The organism is Streptomyces sp. NPDC050535, from assembly GCF_044457665.1.
Lineage (GTDB): Bacteria > Actinomycetota > Actinomycetes > Streptomycetales > Streptomycetaceae > Streptomyces.
Window position 1 is genome coordinate 131631 of record NZ_JBITHE010000004.1, and the last position, 17368, is coordinate 148998.

The 17368-nt window shown below is 71.4% G+C and carries 12 protein-coding genes and 1 pseudogene; 7 read left to right on the top strand and 6 right to left on the bottom strand.

What is annotated here, in order from left to right; translation table 11 throughout:
- Positions 1-9: 9 nt before the first annotated feature.
- The 3 genes from ACIBLC_RS11380 to ACIBLC_RS11390 form a co-directional block, all read right to left on the bottom strand.
- Positions 10-987: a carbohydrate ABC transporter permease gene (locus tag ACIBLC_RS11380; protein ID WP_399210584.1), complete on the bottom strand. Its 978-nt coding sequence runs from the start codon at positions 985-987 to the stop codon at positions 10-12.
- A 49-nt stretch (positions 988-1036) separates the two neighbouring features.
- Entirely contained in the window at positions 1037-2368 is a 1332-nt protein-coding gene (locus ACIBLC_RS11385) for an ABC transporter substrate-binding protein (RefSeq protein WP_399210586.1), read from the bottom strand.
- 275 nt (positions 2369-2643) lie between these two features.
- Complete coding sequence (locus ACIBLC_RS11390; protein WP_399210587.1) at positions 2644-3777, bottom strand: ROK family protein; 1134 nt, start codon at positions 3775-3777, stop codon at positions 2644-2646.
- A gap of 493 nt (positions 3778-4270) precedes the next feature.
- Here ACIBLC_RS11390 and ACIBLC_RS11395 point away from each other — a divergent pair, with 493 nt between their 5' ends.
- The 7 genes and pseudogenes from ACIBLC_RS11395 (at position 4271) to ACIBLC_RS11425 (ending at position 13537) form a co-directional block, all read left to right on the top strand.
- Complete coding sequence (locus ACIBLC_RS11395; protein ID WP_399210589.1) at positions 4271-5170, top strand: N-acetylglucosamine kinase; 900 nt, start codon at positions 4271-4273, stop codon at positions 5168-5170.
- A 170-nt stretch (positions 5171-5340) separates the two neighbouring features.
- Positions 5341-7281, top strand: a complete 1941-nt coding sequence (locus ACIBLC_RS11400; protein ID WP_399210590.1) for a phosphatase PAP2 family protein — start codon at positions 5341-5343, stop codon at positions 7279-7281.
- Between the two features lie 170 nt (positions 7282-7451).
- Positions 7452-8939: an AlkA N-terminal domain-containing protein gene (locus tag ACIBLC_RS11405; RefSeq protein WP_399210592.1), complete on the top strand. Its 1488-nt coding sequence runs from the start codon at positions 7452-7454 to the stop codon at positions 8937-8939.
- 89 nt (positions 8940-9028) lie between these two features.
- A complete protein-coding gene (locus ACIBLC_RS11410) occupies positions 9029-9547 on the top strand; it encodes a methylated-DNA--[protein]-cysteine S-methyltransferase (protein WP_399210593.1) in 519 nt (172 codons plus the stop codon).
- A gap of 17 nt (positions 9548-9564) precedes the next feature.
- Positions 9565-10292, top strand: a pseudogene (locus tag ACIBLC_RS11415) (2OG-Fe(II) oxygenase).
- Positions 10293-11024: 732 nt separating this feature from the next.
- On the top strand, positions 11025-12386 hold the full coding sequence (locus ACIBLC_RS11420; RefSeq protein ID WP_399210594.1) for a bifunctional o-acetylhomoserine/o-acetylserine sulfhydrylase: 1362 nt from the start codon (positions 11025-11027) through the stop codon (positions 12384-12386).
- 5 nt (positions 12387-12391) lie between these two features.
- The gene (locus ACIBLC_RS11425) at positions 12392-13537 is read left to right on the top strand and encodes a homoserine O-acetyltransferase (RefSeq protein ID WP_399210595.1); all 1146 of its coding nucleotides are present in this window, start codon (positions 12392-12394) and stop codon (positions 13535-13537) included.
- Positions 13538-13604: 67 nt separating this feature from the next.
- Here the strand turns inward: ACIBLC_RS11425 and ACIBLC_RS11430 are convergent, their stop codons facing one another.
- From ACIBLC_RS11430 to ACIBLC_RS11440, 3 genes are read right to left on the bottom strand one after another with little or no spacing between them, the layout of a single operon-like run.
- Complete coding sequence (locus ACIBLC_RS11430) at positions 13605-14732, bottom strand: MsnO8 family LLM class oxidoreductase (RefSeq protein ID WP_399210596.1); 1128 nt, start codon at positions 14730-14732, stop codon at positions 13605-13607.
- 13 nt (positions 14733-14745) lie between these two features.
- On the bottom strand, positions 14746-15978 hold the full coding sequence (locus ACIBLC_RS11435) for an LLM class flavin-dependent oxidoreductase (RefSeq protein ID WP_399210597.1): 1233 nt from the start codon (positions 15976-15978) through the stop codon (positions 14746-14748).
- Complete coding sequence (locus tag ACIBLC_RS11440) at positions 15975-17363, bottom strand: NtaA/DmoA family FMN-dependent monooxygenase (protein WP_399210598.1); 1389 nt, start codon at positions 17361-17363, stop codon at positions 15975-15977. The genes ACIBLC_RS11435 and ACIBLC_RS11440 overlap by 4 nt, the downstream gene beginning before the upstream one ends.
- Between the last annotated feature and the right edge of the window lie 5 nt (positions 17364-17368).

The window sequence follows — 17368 nt, forward strand, 5'->3', positions numbered from 1 at the left end:
ACTCCTCGCTCAGTCGTCGTAGTGGACCCAGTAGCGGCTGGCGATGAAGTTGACCGCCGTGAAGCCGGCGATGACCAGGAACAACACCCAGGCCAGCGCGGAGGCGTACCCCATCTGAAGGTCGGTGAAGCCCTTCTTGTACAGGTAGAGGGAGTACAGCATGGTCGAGTTGAGGGGGCCGCCCGAGCCGTTGCTGATCACGAAGGCGGGCGTGAAGGTCTTGAACGCGTCGATGATCTGGAGGACGACGTTGAAGAACACGATCGGCGTCAGCAACGGCAGTGTGATCTTGAAGAACCGGGTGACCGGCGAGGCACCGTCGATGGCGGCCGCCTCGTACACGTCCTTGGGCAGTTGCTTCAGTCCGGCGAGGAAGATGACCATCGGCGTGCCGAACTGCCAGACCGCCAGCAGGACCAGCGTGTAGAGCGCGGTGTCGGGGCTGGAGATCCAGTCCTGGCCCTTGATGCCGAACCAGCCGAGGAAGTCGTTGAAGAGGCCGTCGCCGCCGAAGACCTGGCGCCACACGATGGCGATGGCCACCGCGCCGCCGAGCAGCGACGGCAGGTAGAAGGCTGCCCGGTAGAGCCCGATGCCCTTCAGGTCGCGGTTGAGCAGCATGGCCACGCCGAGTGCGAGCGCCAGCTTCAGCGGCACGGAGACCACGACGTACACGAGCGTGGCGTGCACCGAGTCCCAGAAGACCGGGTCGTCGGCGAACATATGCTCGTAGTTGTCGGTACCCACCCACTGCGCCGGTGTCAGCAGGTCGAAGTTGGTGAACGACAGGTACAGCGAGTCGAGCATCGGGTAGATCGTCAGCCCGAACAGGCCGATGAACCAGGGGGCCAGGAAGGCGTACGGCCACCAGCCCCCGCCCCGCCGTCTGGCGAGGCGACGGCGCATACGCTCGCGCTCCCGCTGGTCGGACGGGGTCGCCCCGTCGGGCGTCTCCTTCGCGACCTCGTCGGTCTTGGCGGTGGTCATACTCATCTTCCTGGCCCTCTCCCGGTGTTCGGTGGTGCGGTGGCGCGCGTCAGGCGCCCAGGGTTCCCGCGGCCTGGTCGAAGAACTCGCTGAGCTGTGCCTTGATCGACTTCTTGCCGAAGGCGACAGCGAGGTTCGACTGGAACAGCAGGTCCCAGATCTGGTCGGCGCCCTGGGGCGGGGGCGCGGGAGCGGTCAGGGCGTTGGTCGCCTTGCCGACCCGCTGGGAGATGTAGTCGGCGTTCGCCATGTTGAGCTTGTCCGTCTCGGTCAGGCCCGAGGCGATCAGGTTGCGGGCCTTCTCCGTCGGCGGGATGCCGCGCAGCAGCTGCATGTCCTTGATCGCCGTGTCGTCCTGCGCGAAGAAAGACATGATCTTCGCGGAGTCGGCCACCTTCTTGCTGGCCTTGGTGGCGCTCAGCAGCACGCCGCCGTTGACGAAGTTGCCCTCGCGGGCGCCGGACCAGTCGCCCTGCGGGGTGGGCAGGAAGTCGAGCTGGGCGTCCGTTATCGAGCCGCCGGCTCCGTAGACGCCGGAGTCGAAGGTGAACAGGGTCTTGCCGATGACGACCGCGTTCTTGGTGAGGTCGTTGTGCGCGGCCGAGGTGATCGCCGCGGGCGGGGAGGCGTTTGTCCTGCGCATCTCGACCCAGTACTCCCACCACTCCTGGAGGGTGGCGGAGGTGAAGCCGAGCTTCTTGCCGTCGTCGGAGAAGAAGGTCTCGCCCTTCTCCCGGGCGAAGATCTCGAAGCACTGGAGGGTGCCGCCGCCGCCGTCGTCGACGCCGTAGGTCTTGCCGCCGCTCTTCTTGTAGACGTCCTGGGAGATCTTCTTCAGGTCGGCCCAGGTCCACTCGCGGTCCGGCAGCTCCAGGCCGAGGCTCTCCAGGCCGCTGCGGTTGACGGTGAGCTGGTTGACGCCGATGCCGGACGGAACGCCGTACAGCTTGCCGTCGACGGTGCCGGCCGCGAGGAGCGTCTTGCTGAAGCCGGTCAGGTCCAGGGTCTTGCCGACGTAGGAGTCGAGCGGGGCGAGGACACCCTTGCGGGCGTACTGGGCGACGAGCGCGGTGTCCATCTGGAGCAGGTCGGGGGCGCTGCCGCCGGCGATGTTGGTGTTGAACTTGTCGAAGTACCCGTCGTACCCGGAGTAGGTCTCCTGGATCTTGATCTTCGAGTTGCTCTTCTGGAAGGTGGCGAGCGCCTTCTTGTAGGCGTTGTGCCGGTCGTCGCTGCCCCACCACGTCATGGTCAGCTTCGCGCTCGTGGAGCCTGCGCCGGTGCCTCCGGCGCAGGCACTGAGCGAACTGCCGAGCGCGCCGGCGACGGCGAGACCGCTCGCGGTACGGAAGAGGGTTCTGCGCGAGATCTGGTGACCCACCGGGTCCTCCTTGGATGTGCGTGAGGGAATTTCCCGGCCGGTCGCACGGCACGGGCGGATTCTGCTGGGAATGGCACCTTCCGCGGCACGGCCTCGCCCGGCCGCGCCATCCTGACGGGTGGGGATCCCCGGCCGCCATGGCCGTCGTCACGCGAGCACGCCCTCGCATGGCTGCCGTGCCTCTTGGTGCACGGGCGGGACGCTCACCCCTGGTCGGCGTCCCGGCCGACCTAGAAAGCGCTTGTCCGGACATTGGCAGACCGAGCCAGAGGGCGTCAATCCTTGGTTCGCGCGGCATTGGTCACGGTTCGGACTCCCCGGGCGACCGCGAGCCGGGCCGCGCCCACGACCGTGCCCAGGTCACCGACGGTGCTGCTGATCACCTCGGTGGGCCAGCTGAGCCGGGCCAGCTCGGCGCGCACACCGGGCAGGAGCTGCGGATCCGCGCCCGTGCTACCGCCGAGTACGAGCAGCCCCGGGTCCAGTACGGCGGTCACCGCGGCGGCGAGCCGGCCGACGTCGACGGCGTGGCGGTCGACGACCGAGCGGGCCGCGGGTCTGCCCTCACCGGCGAGGGCGAAGAGCCGTTCCGCGGTCCGCGGGCACGGCCCGTCGGCGTCCTGCCAGGCCTCGGCCGCCCGTCGCAGCAGCGAGCGGGCGCCGATGTACTCCTCCAGTGCCTCGTGGCGCGGCTCCAGGCCGTCGTCCCACGGGTAGGGCAGCCGGGCGAGTTCACCGGCGGCTCCGTTCGCGCCGCGCAGCACCTGTCCGCCGATCACGACACCGAGGCCGATACCGACGCCGACCCGCAGATACCCGAAGGTGTCGCGGCCCCGGGCGGCGCCCTCGTGGAGTTCGGCGAGCGCGGCGCAGTTGACGTTGTTCTCCAGGTGCACGGGAACGCCGGGCGGCAGCGCCACGGCCACGGCGTCGAAGACGGGCCCGGCCTTGTCGGTCGCGGGCCGTGTTCCGTCGCCCTCCCGCTCCGGCGGCGTGACGTCGCCGACCGCGACGACGATGGCGCGCAGCGGCGCGTCCGCGTCGAGCACCGCGAGGGCCTCGCGGACGACGTCCACGGCGTCGGTGCGTGAGCCGGTCGCCTCGGCGAGCAGGGTGCCGTCCAGGCCGCAGGCGCGGACCCGGGTGAGGGCGGGGCCGAGGTCGACGGCGAGCACCGTGCCGGCGGCCGGCCCAATCCGGTACACGGCGGCGTTGCGCCCGGTGCCGCTGGATGCCGTGCCGGAATGAGCGGCGAGCAGGGCGCCCTCCAGTTCCGCGACGGCGGTGGAAACCGTCGGTTTGGACAGACCCGCCAGGCTCGCGAGTTGCGGCCGGGTCGCGGTGCCCGCCCGGGCCAGCACCTCGAACACGGCGCTCGCGCTCTCGGTCAGACGGGGGGTGTTCGCCACGTCGAGTTCCACAGTTCCCCCACAGGTCACGGGCCGCGATTCCGGGTCTATCGGCTCTGCCGGATGCGGCGATGGAAGGCGCCGGTGTCACGCGCCTTCCGCGTCGGACGGCCGAGTGTGCGACACCTCTTGACGCACTGTACTTCGTTAGTTAACTTCCTAACGAACGTCACGGTACTCGCCTGCCGTGTTCCGTCCGAGGCCCGTCCCGGGGCTTCCCTAGGGCCTGTCTGACAATTCCCGTCGTCGCCCGGAGGGCGGCCTCGCGCCCGCCGCGCAGCGGCAGATGTCCGCGTAGGTGCGTGCTCTCGGCGTGCCGGGCGTGGACCTCGTACTGGATGTACTTGGGTCTGCGCCCGGTGCGGCGAGAGTGCGTGCATGGCGTCGCGGGGCAGACGGGAATTGCCAGACAGGCCCTAGGACCTCCACATCCCTTTCCTCCAGGCACGGTTCGCCCGCCGTCGCAGTACCGCGCAACGACGAAAGAGAACCCGTGCAGGATTCCGTACCCCTGGTCGTCGGTATCGACGTGGGCGGCACCAAGACGCATGTCCGCGCGCTCGCCGGCGACACCCTCGTGGCCGACCGCGTCCGCACGAGCGGCGGCTGGCGGCCGCACGACCCCGTGGCCGCCGCCGGATGGCTGGCCGCACTGCTCGCCGACACCCTTCCGGCGGGCGTACGCCCCTCCGCACTCGCGGTCGGCGGACACGACTGCGAGACCCCGCGCCAGTGCGAGCAACTGCGCACCGCTCTCCAACTCCACTTCGACGCGCCCGCGCTGGTCGTCGGCGATGCCCAACTCCTCGTCCCCGCAGCGGGCCTGGACAAGGGCGTAGGGCTGGTCGCGGGCACCGGCTCGGTGGCGGTGGGCCGGCTCGCCGACGGCAGCCCCGTGCAGGTCGGCGGCTGGGGCGCCGTACTGGGTGACGAGGGCGGCGCGGCCGGTCTCGTCCGCGAGTCGGTCCGGGCCGTATGGGCGGCACACGACCGCGGCGAGGAGCCGGACGCGCTCGCGCTGGGCCTGCTGTCCGCGTTCGACGTCTCCGAAGTCCCCCTGCTCTGCGCGGCCCTTGAGCGCGCCACGGACATCTCCGCCGAGTGGGGCCGCCACGCGCCGGCCGTGTTCGCGGCCGCCGAGGCCGGATCGTCCGTCGCCCGCACGGTGATCGCCGAAGGCGGGCAGGCACTGGCCGCGCTCGTGTCACGGCTCGCCACACGCGGCGTGACCGTCGACGACGTGGTGGTCGCGGGCAGCACCGTCCTGGCCCAACCCGCGCTGTACGACGCGTTCGTGTCGTCCCTGGCCGGCGCCGTCCCGTCGGCCCGGCCGAGGCCGCTGCGGGCGCCCCCGGTCAAGGGGGCCGTCGCGATGGCCCGTTCACTCCTCTGACACGCGCCGGTCGCCGAGTCTCCTCCCCTCCGACATTACTCGGCAGTAGTTCTTCGCTGGTACACCGCAGAAAGCGCATTCAGCACACCTGTCACCCGGCGCCCCACGAGCCGGTACCGATCGCACCGACTCGCCGGCCGCAGGGCCGAAGAACTCAAGAGAGGCAGCCCATGCCGTCCTCCGCCGGGAAGCAGTCCCCCGCACCGCTCACCGAACGCGCCGTGAACCGACGCGGATTCCTCAAGACCTCCCTGGGCGCCACGGCCGGCGTGGTGGCCGCGCCCACCCTGGCCACCTGGCTCGCCGCCACGGACGCGAAGGCCGCGACCACCGCTGCCGCCGCCTTCGTGGACGACTACACGACGAACGTCCTGACGAACCTGACGCCCGAGACCAACGCCGTGGTCCGGATCCTCGGCGGCATGGCCGAGGTGTGGAAGACGGGCGACGCCTGGAACACCGGCACGCCGATCAGGCCCGAGGTACTGCGCGCCAACATGCGCCACTGCGCCCGGATCACCGCGGCGCGCACGGAGCGGCAGGCGAAGGAAGCCTTCATCTACGACCGCCAGCACCAGAGTTACGCGATGATCGCCGGACTCGGTCCGCTGGCCGACCTCTACAGGGCGGGTGCCAAGGCGGTCACGTCGATCACCGTCGCGCCGGACACCACCCCCGCGACCACGATCAGCGACGCCGTACCGGCCGACGCCCCCGCCGGCTCCGCGCTCGGCGCGGGCTCCTACGACTCGGCACTCGGCCAGGTCGCCAAGCTGGTCGACACCGTGCGCGGCCCGTACGCCTCCGGAAACCCCGGCAAGTACGCCTTCCAGTACCCGCGTCCGTGGCGCATGAACGAGGACAGCGAGGTCGTCGACACCGGCGCCAAGGACGCCCTCGGCTACCCGGTCTACGACTCGGAGGTCGTCGTCGCCACGCAGTTGCTGCGGCAGCGCAGCACCTCCCCGGTGGACGACGCCGGTTTCCCGAGCGGCCACACCAACGCGTTCCACCTGGCGTCCCTGGCTCTCGCGTACGCCGTGCCGGAACGTTTCCAGGAGCTCGTGACCCGGGCGCTGGAGCTGAGCGACACCCGGATCACGGCGGGCATGCACTCCCCCGTCGACGTCCTCAGCGGCCGGGTCATGGCCACCGCCCTCGCCGCCGCGACCCTGGCCGACCCGCAGTACGCGGCCCTCAAGGCCGCGGCGCGCGCCCAGGCCGCCGCGTACTTCCAGCAGCAGACCGGTACGACGGCCGACACGCTGTACGCCTACGCGCACTCCGCCGATGTCCGCACCGATCCGTATGCCGACCGCGCCGCCAACTCCCGCGCGCTCACGCCGCGTCTGACGTACATCCTGACCCGGCACGGCCGCTCCCGGGACCTCACCGTGCCCAAGGGCGCCGAGGTCCTGTTGGAGACACGGCTCCCCTATCTCGACGCGGCCCAGCGCCGCGAGGTTCTCCGGACGACCGCCCTGCCGTCCGGCTACGTCCTGCTCGACGGCTTCGAGCAGTGGGGTCGCCTCAACCTCTTCGCCGCCGCCGACGGGTACGGAGCCTTCGACTCCGACGTGACCGTCACCCTCAACGCGGCCGACGGGGGCTTCGGCGCCGCCGACACCTGGCGCAACGACATCTCCGGCCGCGGCGGCCTCGTCAAGCGCGGCAGCGGTTCGCTGACCCTGACGGGAGCCAACAGCCATACGGGCGGGACGGTGGTGGAAGGGGGCACGCTGACCGCGGGTTCCGCGGGCGCGCTGGGGCACGGTGACGTCCGTGTGCAGGGCGGCACACTGCGGGCGGCCACGGCAACACGTGTGCGTGGCTCCTACACCCAGGCGTCCGGCGCGACCCTGGACGTGACGCTCCGCGCCGGGCACTCACCCGCGCTCACGGTGGACCGGCGGGTCCTGCTCGACGACGAGAGCGTGCTCTCGATACGGCTGGACGCTTCCCGTCCGCCGGCCTCGGGGACCACTGTCCCGGTGATCGCGGCGCCTTCCCTGCGGGGCCGGTTCGGCCGTATCACCGTGCAGGCCGAGGGGTTCCGGGCGGTGCCGGTCCACACGGCCGGGGGCCTGTCCGTACGGCTGACCAGGCGCTGATCCCGGCGCCGCGGAGGTGGGTGCCGGTGCGCGGCGCCCGCCTCCGCCGGTGGACGGGGCCCGCCTCCGCCGGTGGACGGCGCCTGCCTCCGTCGGTGGGTGCCGTCCGCCGGGAGCGTGATGTCCGTTTTCCGCCAGCGCGGTGCCCGGTCCTGGACCACAGTGGAAGGGTGACGACCGACGACAGCAGGTACGAGGCGGTGTGCAGCCGCGATGCCCGGTTCGACGGCGAGTTCTTCTTCGCCGTGTCCACGACCGGGATCTACTGCCGCCCCAGTTGCCCGGCGACCACCCCCAAACGGCAGAACGTGCGCTTCTTCCCGACCGCGGCCGCCGCACAGGGCGCTGGATTCCGGGCCTGCCGCCGCTGCCGCCCCGACGCGGTACCCGGCTCGGCCGAGTGGGACGCCCGCGCGGACGCGGTCGGCCGCGCGATGCGGCTGATCGGTGACGGCGTGGTGGACCGCGAGGGAGTGGCAGGACTCGCCGCGCGCCTGGGCTACAGCGCCCGGCAGGTGCAGCGGCAGCTGAACGCCGAGGTGGGCGCCGGGCCGATCGCGCTGGCGCGGGCACAGCGGGCCCACACCGCACGGATCCTGCTCCAGACCACGACACTCCAGGCCGCGGAGATCGCCTTCGCCGCCGGATTCGCCAGCGTGCGGCAGTTCAACGACACCGTCCGGGAGATCTACGCCGTCACCCCCAGCGGGCTGCGCGCGGCGAAACCGGGCCGGTCCGCACGCTACGGATCGGTCGGTACGGCGAACGGAGCGGGCGGGGTGCCGCTGCGGCTCGCCCACCGTGGCCCGTACGCGGCGGCCGAAGTCTTCGACCACCTCGGCGAGCGGTCCGTCACCGGCGTCGAGGAACTCACCGGCGAGCGCGGCGGGCGGACGTACCGGCGCACCCTGCGCCTCCCCCACGGCACCGGTATCGCGGAAGTCGGCGAGGTGGTCGGAGAGGGCGGCTGGCTCGCCTGCCAGCTGCACCTCGGCGATCTGCGCGACCTGACCACGGCCACCCAGCGGATCCGGCGCCTGTTCGACCTGGACGCCGACCCTTACGCGGTGGGTGAGCGGCTGGGCTCCCACACCGCGCTCGCGCCGCTGGTCGCGCTGCGGCCGGGGCTGCGGGCCCCGGGCTCCGCCGACCCGCACGAACTCGCCGTCCGCGCGGTGCTGGGGGCCCAGGCCTCCGTGCCCGCCGGACAGAAGCTCGGCGCGGCCCTGGTCGCCGCGTACGGACAGCCCCTCGCGGTGCCCAGCGGTGGGCTCACCCATGTCTTCCCCAGCGCCGACGACCTCGCGGAGGCGTCGCTCGGAGAGCTCGGCCTGCCCGAGACACGCCGCGACACCCTGCGAACGGTCGCCCGCGCACTCGCCGACGGCACCGTCAGCCTCGACGCCGGCGTCGACCGCGACGAGGCCGAGAAGGCGCTGCTCGACCTGGGCGGCCTCGGCCCCCGGACCGCCGGCTACATCCGGATGCGCGCCCTGGGCGACCCGGACGTACTGCTCACCGGCGACCCGGCGGTCCGGGGAGGGATGCGCCGGGCCGGCGCCGATCCGGTCGACGCCGAAGCCTGGCGGCCCTGGCGCACGTATGCCATGCACTACTTCTGGAACGCCGCCGACCGGCTCGTGTCCGCCGAAGCGTGACGTCCGAATCCCGCCAGCGGCCGCACCCGGAACACCTCATTGTTGGAGGTGGAGAAGATGGACCGGAACAGAGGAAAGGACGTGGACCGATGACGGTCTACACGAGGATCGACAGCCCGCTGGGTGAACTCCTGCTCGTGGGCGAGGAGTCGGCCACGGCGAAGGGCGGCACGGCGCTCGCCTCGCTGTCGATGCCCGGGCAGAAATCCGGTGCCGTCGTCCAGGACGGCTGGGTCGAGGACGCCGGCGCGTTCGGGGAGATCATCTTCCAGCTGCGCACCTACTTCGAGGGCGGGTTGACCCACTTCGACATCGAGTACGTCGGTGGCGGCAGCGAGTTCCAGCAGCGGGTGTGGAAGGCGCTGGAGGTCATTCCGTACGGGACCACCGTCAGCTATGGCGAAATCGCCGCGCAGATCGGCGTATCGAGGGTCGCGGTGCGTGCCGTGGGCACGGCGATCGGCGCGAATCCGCTGCTGGTGGTGCGCCCCTGTCACCGGGTGATCGGCGCGAACGGCGCGCTCGCCGGCTACGCGGCTGGACTTGAACGCAAGCAGCGGCTCCTGGATCTGGAGAACGCGCGCCCGGCCATCGCTCCGTCGTCGTGACCGGCGCATCGCGGTCGATGGCGACGGACCGGGCCGGCCAACTCGCCGACCGTGTCGCGGCCGTCGACTGGGAAGCCTTGACCGCCGAACTCGACGAGCACGGCAGCGCGCTCACCGGCCGGTCCCTGCTGCCCCCCGACGGTGCCACGAGATCACCGCGCTGTACGCCGACGCCGACCGCTTCCGTACGACCGTCGACATGGCCCGGCACCGCTTCGGCTCGGGCCAGTACCGCTACTTCACCCACGAACTACCCGATGCAGTAAGGGAGTTGCGTGCGACTCTTTATCCTCGCCTGCTGCCGGTCGCCCGCGAATGGGCCGGCCGGCTGGGGCGGCCCGCGCCGTGGCCCGACAGCCTGGAGGAGTGGGTGGCGATGTGCCACGCGGCCGGGCAGGCCAAGTCCGCGCAGATCCTGCTGCGTTACGGGCCGGGCGACTGGAACGCGCTGCACCGCGACGTGTTCGGCGAGATGCTCTTCCCGCTCCAGGTCGTCATCGGCCTCGACGCCCCCGGAGTCGACTTCACCGGCGGCGAGTTCATCATGACCGAGCAGCGTCCGCGTGCGCAGTCGCGAGGTTCCTCCACGACCCTGCCGCAGGGGCACGGGCTGGTCTTCACGACGCGCGACCGGCCGGTGGCATCCCGGCGCGGCTGGTCCAACGGTCCGATGCGGCACGGCGTGAGCACCGTCCGCTCGGGGCGCCGCCACACGCTGGGCCTCGTGTTCCACGACGCCGCCTGAAGCCAGTTCCCGACGCGGTCGCGGTCCCGTTTCCGGTTGTGGCCGCACTCCCCTGTTCCGGCGTGGCCGCGGGTCCCCTTTCCGGCCGTGGCCGGCGTCCCGTCGCACGGCCTGCGAACGCGGTGTTTCCGTTCTGCGAACAGGCGGCCGGGGCCCAGGACACGGGCCGGTCCTCGGTGTGACCATGTGCGCATGCTCCCGGGAGAAGACCGCCGCCCGGCGGGTGCTGATGGTGTGCGTGGCGGCAGAGGTGACGACTCTGCCCGGCCGGCCGGTCCGCAAGGAACCATGACCCTGCCGTCCACCACCACTGTCCGCCGGGTGACCGAGCCCTGGGACGCCCCGGCGTCTCACGTGTCATGAACGAGATGGGTACGGCGGGCGCTGCCGGGTCGGTTTCGAGGTCGGTTGCGCCTCGCGGCGAGGGCCGGCAACGGGCCGACCCGAGAACGTACTTCGGTACTCCGGCCATGGTGGTGCGTGCCGGACATCTATGGTTTCCTGGCTGTATGACCGTGCTCGTGACCCGCCGCCACGTCGACTACGTGCGTGTCACCACCACTGGTTGTCCGGCCGTGAGCTGACTCCGCGCTCCGGCACCTGATCACCCCTTTCTCCTCCCCACCGCGGTTCGCGCTGTCCGCTGCCTTGTCCGGGCGCGGTCCACAGCCTCGCGGTGACCGCCCGCACCTCCGTACCGACGCACCCGCGCACCCCGTACAAGGGAGAACCATGAGCCAGCCGATCGACTCCGTCACCGCAGGCCACACCCCCGAGGACGAACCCGCAGGCCCCGACACCACGGCGTGGTCGTTCGAGACCAAGCAGATCCACGCCGGTGCCGCGCCGGACCCGACGACGGGAGCGCGGGCGGTGCCGATCTACCAGACGACCTCGTTCGTCTTCCGCGACACCCAGCACGCGGCCGACCTGTTCGCGCTCGCCGAGCCGGGCAACATCTACACCCGCATCCACAACCCCACCCAGGACGTCTTCGAACAGCGGATCGCGGCGCTGGAAGGAGGCGTGGCGGCGGTGGCACTCGCCTCGGGGCAGGCAGCCGAGACCCTGGCGATCCTCACGCTGGCGAGTTCCGGCGATCACATCGTGTCCAGCACCTCCCTGTACGGAGGCACGTACAACCTGTTCCGCCACACCCTGCCGAAGTTCGGCATCGAGGTGTCCTTCGTCGACGACCCGGACGACCTCGAGGCCTGGCGGGCGGCGATCCGGCCCGACACCAAGGCGCTGTTCGCCGAGACGCTGGGCAATCCGCGCGGCAACGTGCTCGACGTACGGGCGGTGGCGGACGTGGCGCACGAGGCGGGTGTGCCGCTGATCGTGGACAACACCGTGCCGACCCCGTATCTGCTGCGCCCCATCGAGCACGGCGCGGACGTCGTCGTCCACTCGGCGACCAAGTTCATCGGCGGGCACGGTACGACCATCGGGGGTGTGGTCGTCGACGGCGGCACCTTCGACTTCGGCGCGCACGCCGAGCGCTTCCCCGACTTCACCGAGCCGGACCCCAGTTACCACGGCCTGCGGTACTGGCCGGCGCTCGGTCCCGGCGCCTTCGCCATCAAGCTGCGGGTCCAGCTCCTCCGCGACCTCGGCCCCGCCATCGCGCCGCACTCCGCCTTCCTGCTCCTCCAGGGCGTGGAGACGCTCAGTCTGCGCATCGAGCGGCACTCGGCCAACGCCCAGGCACTGGCCGAGTGGCTGGAGCAGCGCGACGAGGTGGCCGCCGTCCACTATCCGGGGCTGGAGTCCAACCGGTGGTACGAAGCGGGGCAGCGCTATCTCCCGCGCGGCGCGGGTGCGGTGCTGGCCTTCGAGCTGCGGGACGGTGTCGAGGCGGGCAAGCGGTTCGTCGACGCGGTCGAGCTGTTCAGCCATCTCGCCAACATCGGTGACGTACGCAGCCTGATCATCCATCCGGCGTCCACCACCCACAGTCAGCTGGACGAGGCGCAGTTGGTGGCGACCGGCACCTCGCCCGGCCTGGTGCGGCTGTCGGTCGGCATCGAGAACCTCGCCGATCTCAAGGCGGACCTGGAGGCAGGCTTCCGCGCGGCCAAGGGCGCGTCCTGAACACCGTGCCGACAACCCCTGCGGTTCCCCTCCCGCCGGCCTCCGGGGCCTGGCGGGAGGGGGACCCGCCCGGGCGCCGGCAATGGCACACCCGGGAGAAGCCGTTGCCGCTGGAGGCCGGCGGCGAACTGCCGGGTGTGCGGGTGGCGTTCGAGACATGGGGGCAGTTGGCACCGGACGGCTCCAACGCCGTGCTCGTGCTGCACGCGCTCACCGGCGACAGCCACGTCAGCGGACCTGCCGGGCCCGGACACCCGACGCCCGGCTGGTGGGACGGCCTCGTCGGACGGGGCCTCGCGCTCGACACGGACCGCTGGTTCGTCATCGCCCCGAACGTGCTCGGCGGCTGTCAGGGCAGCACCGGGCCGGCCTCACGTCGTCCCGACGGGCGCCCCTGGGGCAGCGCCTTCCCCCGTCTGACGCAGCGTGACCAGGTCTCGGTGGAGACCGACCTGGCCGACGCGCTGGGCATCGATCACTGGGCCCTGGTGGTCGGCGGGTCCATGGGCGGGATGCGCGCCCTGGAGTGGGCGGTGTCGTATCCGGAGCGCGTGGACGCGCTCCTGCTGCTCGCCACCACGGCCGCGGCGAGCGCGGAGCAGATCGCCTGGGCCAACATCCAGTTGCACGCCGTCCGCGGCGACCCGTACTGGCACGGCGGCGACTACCACGATGCCGGACCCGGACTCGGCCCGCACTCGGGACTCGGGCTGGCGCGTCGCCTCGCCCACGTCACCTACCGCAGCGAGCCGGAACTACAGGTCCGCTTCGGCCGCGTGCCGCAAGGCACGGAGGACCCGTGGAACGGCGGCCGCTACCAGGTCGAGTCCTACCTCGACCATCACGCCGCGAAGCTGGTTCGCCGTTTCGACGCGGGCAGTTACGTCACGCTGACCGAGGCGATGAACACCCACGACGTCGGTCGCGGCCGAAGCGGAACGAGTACCGCGCTGCGCCGGGTGACCGCCAGAACCCTGGTCGCCGGAGTCGCCTCCGACCGTCTCTACCCGCCTTCCCAGCAGGCGGAGTTGGCGGCCGGAATCCCCGCGGCCGACCACCTCCGGGTGATCGAATCCCCTTACGGTCACGACGGTTTCCTCATCGAGGCCGAGCAGGTCGCCGAGCTCGTGAGCGAACTCCTCGGAAGCTGAAACCCCGCCCGGCTCCGCCCGGTGTCGGCCCGCCCGGCGGACGGGCCGACACCCTGTGCGGGCCGTGTCACCTGCGCCGCCACTCCTCGGCCAACAGCTCGTAGGAACGCACCCGGTCGGCGTGGCCGTGGGTGATGGTGGTGATGAGCAACTCGTCGGCGCCGGTGGACTCCTGGAGTTGTTCCAGCTGATCGGCGACCCGGCCAGGGGAGCCGACGAACTGGGTGTCGAGGCGGTCCTGGACCAGCGCCCGGTCCTCGTCGGTCCAGACATGGGCGCGGGCCTGCTCGGGGGTCGGGAACTCGATCGCTCCCTCGGCCGTACGGATGCTGCGGACCCACGTCCCGTAACCCGTGGCGAGTTCGCGCGCTGTGGTGTCGTCCTCGGCGACGACGACGTCCGCGGAGACACTGACGTACGGCTTGTCGAGCACCTCGGACGGCTGGAAAGCCGCCCGGTACCCCTCCGCCGCCTCCAGCACCGTCGCCGGGCTGACGTGATAGTTCGCCGCGAACCGCAGGCCGTTGCGGCCCGCGACGTCGGCGCTCTGGCCGCCGCTGCTGCCCAGGATCCAGATCTGTACGTCGGCGCCCTCACCCGGCACCGCGTGCGCCTCGACGCCGTCCTCGGAGCGGTAGGTGCCCGCCAGCAGCGCGAGGATGTCGTCGATCTGCTCGCCGTAGTCCTGCGACCGGGCGTTCGGCAGCTGAAGCAGCTTTTGGTGGAGCGCGACGCGGGGTGAGCCGAGCAGGTGCTCGAAGGAGAACCGCGGGGGAATCCGCAGCCCGTTAGCGGTTCGGCCGTCCACGACCGGTGTGGTGGTCGGCAGCGGTGTGGCGGGCCCTGTCGGCGGGCGCCCGCCGGAACGGCCGAGCCCCAGATCCAGACGCCCCGGATGCAGCGCGTCGACCAGGCCGAACTCCTCGACCGTGGCGAGGGCGGTGCGGTGACCGAGCTGTACGGCCCCGGAACCGAGCCGGATCGTGGAGGTCGCGGAGGCGGTCAGGGCGAGGACGACGGCCGGTGAGGTGCCCGCAACGCCCGGGTTGAGATGGTGCTCGGCGAACCAGTAGCGGGCGTACCCGAACCGCTCCGCCCAATGGGCCAGATCGATGGAGTTGCGCAGCGCCTCGGCCGCCGTGGAGCCGGACGAGATGGGGACGAGGTCGAGAACGCCGAGGGGGATGTCGGACATGGAACGGGTCTCCTCACCGGTCGGCGGGTGCGGGCAGGGACGAGGACGCTGACGGAGGCGCCGGGTCTGGCCGTGGTTCTGGCTCTTGCTCCGGCGTGACCGCGGCAGGCGCCGCGGACGTGACCGGCGCCAGGGACGTGGCCGGCACCGGGGACGTGACCGGCGCAGGGGACGCCTCCGGGACCGCTTCGGCGAACACCGGTCCCCACGCGAACGGCGGATCGGGAATCTCCCGTCGCAGCACGGGCGCGATCTCGGACTGGAAGAGTTCGAGGGAGGCGCGGTGCTGAGCCCCCGTCAGCCCGCTCGCGTCCGCCTGCAGGTGCTGCACGGTGTGCCCGAACCGCTCGTGGTAGCGGTGCACTTTCTCGATCACCTGCTGAGGGCTGCCGATCAGCGCCGAACTGCGCTCCACGTAGTCCTCCAGGGTCGGGAACACCGGCTCCAGTCCCAGTGCCTTCTGGAACGCCAACTGCCCCTCGAAGACCGGCCGGTAGGCGGCGACCGCCTCCTGCGAGGTGCGGGCGGCGTAGTAGCCCGCGGAACCGGCACCGACCGCGATTCGGGCCGGGTCGTGGCCGTAGTACTCCCAGCGCTCCCGGTAGTGGCGGATCAACTCGGCATACGGCTCTATCGGGTTGGTGACGTTCGCCGAGAACAGCGGATCCCCGTAGCGGGCGGCGAGGTCCACCGACTCCTTGCTGGTCGCGCTGCCGTGCCAGACCCGGACGGGCTGCTGGAACGGCCGGGGCCACACCTCCGCCTCGCTCAGCTCCGGGCGGAAGCGGGTCGCGGCGGTCACCTTGTCCTGCCGCCAGATCTGCCGGAACACCTCGTAGCTCTCGGCGTTGCGCTCCCACTGGTCCTCGGGCGTGACCTGGAACAGCTCCCGCTGGGCGGCTCCGTTGCCCTTGCCGATGATCAACTCCAGTCGGCCGCCGGACAGATGGTCCAGGGTCGCGTAGTCCTCGTACGCGCGCACCGGGTCAAGGAGGCTGAGCGTGGTGACCGCCGTGAAGAGACGGATGCGCGAGGTGAGGGCGGCGATGTGGCTGAGGACGACGGGTGGCGAGGAGGAGATGAACGGGCGTTCGTGGCGCTCCCCCACGCCGAAGCCGTCGAAGCCCAGCTCCTCGGCCAGCAGCGCGTTGTCGATGACCTCGCGAAAACGCGCGTTGGTCGGTTTCCGTACGCCGGTCACCGGGTCCGGCGCGTGCACGATCAGGGTGATCGCGAGGAACTTCACGAGGCGGCTCGCTCGGCCGGCGCGTCGGTGTCGCGGTGGGCCAGGCCGAGGTGGTCGCGCAGGGTGGTGCCCTCGTACTCGGTGCGGAAGACGCCGCGTTCCTGGAGCAGCGGTACGACGGTGTCGGCGAAGGCGTCGAGGCCGCCCGGAGTGATGTGCGGGACGAGGATGAAGCCGTCGCTCGCGTCCGCCTGGACGAAGTCGTCGATGGTCTCGGCGACGGTCGCCGGGGAGCCGACGAACGCCTGCCGGTTTCCGGTCTCGATGACCAGGTCGCGGATCGACCACTTGTTGGCGGTGGCGAGCTCCCGCCACTCCGTGGCCGTGGCCAACGGGTCGCGGTACATGCGCACTTGGGCGCGGCCCCGGGCGATGGTGTGTTCGCCGAGGTCCGGGTCGATGTCGGGGAGCGGCCCCTCCGGGTCGTACGCGGACAGGTCGCGGTTCCAGACGAACTCGAGGTGCTTGATGGCGGTGGCGCCGCTGACCTGCTGGCGGCGCACCTCGCGGGAGATCTCCTCCGCCTCGGAGTCCGTGTCTCCGAGGACGAAGGTGGCGGCGGGCAGGATCAGCAGCTGGTCGTGGGTGCGGCCGTGCCGGGCCAGTCGGCCCTTGACGTCCGTGTAGAACGCCTGCCCCTCCTTGAGGGTGCTGTACCGGCTGAAGATCGCGTCCGCGCCGGCGGCGGCGAACTCGCGTCCTTCGTCGGAGTCTCCGGCCTGGAAGACGACCGGGCGGCCCTGCGGGCTTCGCGGCACGTTGAACTGTCCCTCGATGTCGAAGTGCTGGCCCTTGTGCACGAAGGCTCCGGCCCGCGCGTTCCGCAGGAAGGTGCCGCTCCCCCGGTCGGCGATGATCTCGTCACCGTGCCAGGAGTCGAACAGTTCGTTGGCGGTGGCCAGGAACTCCTTGGCCCTGGAGTACCGCTCCTCCTGCGGCAGGAAGCCGCCGCGGCGGAAGTTCTCCCCGGTGAAGGCGTCCCAGGAGGTGACGACGTTCCAGGCGGCGCGCCCGCCGGAGAGGTGGTCGAGGCTCGCGAACTGACGGGCCACCTCGTAGGGCTCGTTGAACGTGGAGTTGATGGTGCCGGTCAGGCCCAGGTGCTCGGTGACGGCGGCGAGCGCGGTGAGGACGGTGAAGGTGTCGGGGCGTCCGACCACGTCCAAGTCGTATATCTTGCCGCCCTGTTCGCGCAGGCGGAGGCCTTCGGCGAGGAACAGGAAGTCGAACTTGGCGCGTTCGGCGGTCCGCGCGAAGTGTGCGAAAGAGCTGAACTCGATGTGGCTGCCGGCTTCGGGGTCGCTCCACACGGTGGTGTTGTTGACGCCCGGGAAGTGCGCCGCGAGGTGGATCTGCTTGAGCGGCTTGTCGGTCGACCTGCTCATGAGTG